This window comes from Alphaproteobacteria bacterium (assembly GCA_035625915.1).
Taxonomy (GTDB): domain Bacteria; phylum Pseudomonadota; class Alphaproteobacteria; order JACZXZ01; family JACZXZ01; genus DATDHA01.
The window spans coordinates 1-2,120 of record DASPOR010000236.1 but is presented as its reverse complement, the minus strand read 5'-3'; the positions used below and the strand labels follow the sequence as shown (position 1 = coordinate 2,120).

Sequence of the window (2,120 nt, the reverse complement as noted above, 5' to 3'; positions counted from 1 at the left end):
CTTGGCGGGGCCTGCGCGGGCGCGGCAGCGATCACGCTCGGCTTTCTGTGCGCCGCCGCCTTCGTAGCCGCACTGAACCGCTACGGGCCCGTCGACGCGTGCCTAGACGGAACTTTTTACTTATCGAAAACATATCACTTTGATTCGGCAGGGCTTTGTGCCCGGAGCCGACGGGTCCTACTGGGTACGGCTCTCGGCTCTCGCGGACGGCGCCGGAACGGGGATGCCGAGTAGGTCGAATGCCTTGGCCTGGATCGACGTGGGTCGGGTGGTGACGGTGATCTGGTAATTCGGGTTGAGCGCAGTGACGAGCGTGTTGAGGCAGAGCGTTCCGAGGTCGGCGAGGAGGCTCTGGAAGCTGTGGACCGCGAGGCCGTCGGATGTGCGATGGCTGCCCTCCTTGGCGCGTGCCGACTCCGAGCGAGGGGCTTTGCCCACCGGATTCGATCGTCCGGAGAGGAGCGCTTCTTTCTCCTCGTCGTCGTAGAGCATCGGCGCCAACGCTCGGCGCATGTGCCATTCGACATGGTAGGCCAGCATGCACAGGAGCACGTGCGCACGCACGCGATCCTCGAGCCAGTGATAGATGGGGCGTATCTCGAGATCGACGGTCTTCAAAGATCGGAAGGCCCGTTCCACTCGCGAGAGGCTCTTGTACGAGCCGACGACCTGCGCGTGTTCCATCGCTTCGGTGGGAAGGCTGGTGCGGATCACGTAGATGCCGTCACGAGCCGTTTCCGCCGCTATCTCCGGCGCTTTGCGGCGGAAGGCGAGGCGGTCGTCGTCGATCTCGATGTCGAAGTGCTTGGCCATCTTGTGGCGATTGATCACGGCGCCGACGGCTATGCCGATCTTGTCCCTGCCCCGCAAGGGCGCGCGTTTGCGCTCGACGCGCTGTTTCACCGCAGCGAGTTGGCGCTCGGTCGCGTCGAGAAGCTCGTTGCGTTTGCGTGTGCGTTCGCCGGCGAGATCGCGATTGCGACAAACGATCAAGCGCTCCCCGGGGAAGTCGGGCGAGGTGATGGTCGCCATGTCGCGTTCGTCGAACAGCGAGAGCTGCAGCTGTCCGCTCTCGGCGAGGGCCTTGATGTCCGGCGCCCGCAATGCGGTGATCCAATCGAGCCCTGCAGGCGCCACGTCTTCCCGGATGCGTGCTTCGGTGATCATGCCCCGATCGCCGACCAACACCACGCGTTCGAGACCGAAGCGGACTCTCAGCTTGTCGATCTGGGCGCCGAGCGTCGTGGGATCGGCGGTGTCGCCATCGAACACTTCGACCGCCACGGGGCAGCCGTCCGGCGCGCACAGAAGGCCGTACACGATCTGCAGCTTGCCCTTCTTGCCGTCGCGATTGTAGCCTCGCTTGGCCAGGGGACAGCAACGGCCCTCGACGTAACTGGAGCTCACGTCGTAGAGCACCAGCGTGCCGCCCGCGAGATGCCGCTTCGCCAACGCGGTCTCGATCGCCTCCTGACGCGCAAGCAGCGAGTCGAGCGCCTCGTAAGCCTCCGCGTATGCGACCGCGCCCAATTCGAGGACCGCGCCGAGACTGCTCGAGGCCGTGGCCGGATCGAGCCCCTTCATCGTCGCGAGTTTCGAGGCCGGGGCGATGATCCGCCCGACGATCATCGCGAGCGCCAGATCACGCGGCCGATTGCCTTCGGGCCCCAGGATCCGGTCGAGACCGATCTTGCGGATCGTTCCGATCACCGCCGCCACGTGCCCGTGCGGCAACGAGCGGACCACCTCGAAGGGCTCCTGTCCCGCCGGCACGACGACGCCGCCCCTGAGAAACGTACGGAAACCCTCGACCCGCTCGGCCGGCCAGTCGGACAGGTTCGCGAGCGTCCGTTTCCTGACCTTGCCGTCCTCGCGATAGGACTCGCGCAGCAGGATCGCCGGCGGCGAACCCCGATTGGGGACAGTCTCGATGTACATGGGACGCTCATAGCACGATACGCGCGAAACGCAAGAGTCAGCTGAAATATTACATGGGTACAACCGTGCCGACAAATGCCGCCTTTTCGAGTAAAATCAGTGCGTGACGTGTTCAGAAAGTAAAAAGTTCCGATTAGCCGCGCCAGCGCGGCCGGCTCGAGGCCGTCGCGCTCGGCCTGCCC

At 65.0% G+C, this 2,120-nt stretch carries 1 protein-coding gene; it reads right to left on the bottom strand.

Annotated features, from left to right (window positions below; genetic code table 11):
• Nucleotides 1-177: 177 nt before the first annotated feature.
• Nucleotides 178-1,938 (bottom strand): IS1634 family transposase, encoded by a 1,761-nt coding sequence (locus tag VEJ16_19185; GenBank protein ID HYB11786.1) that lies wholly within the window; start codon nucleotides 1,936-1,938, stop codon nucleotides 178-180.
• Between the last annotated feature and the right edge of the window lie 182 nt (nucleotides 1,939-2,120).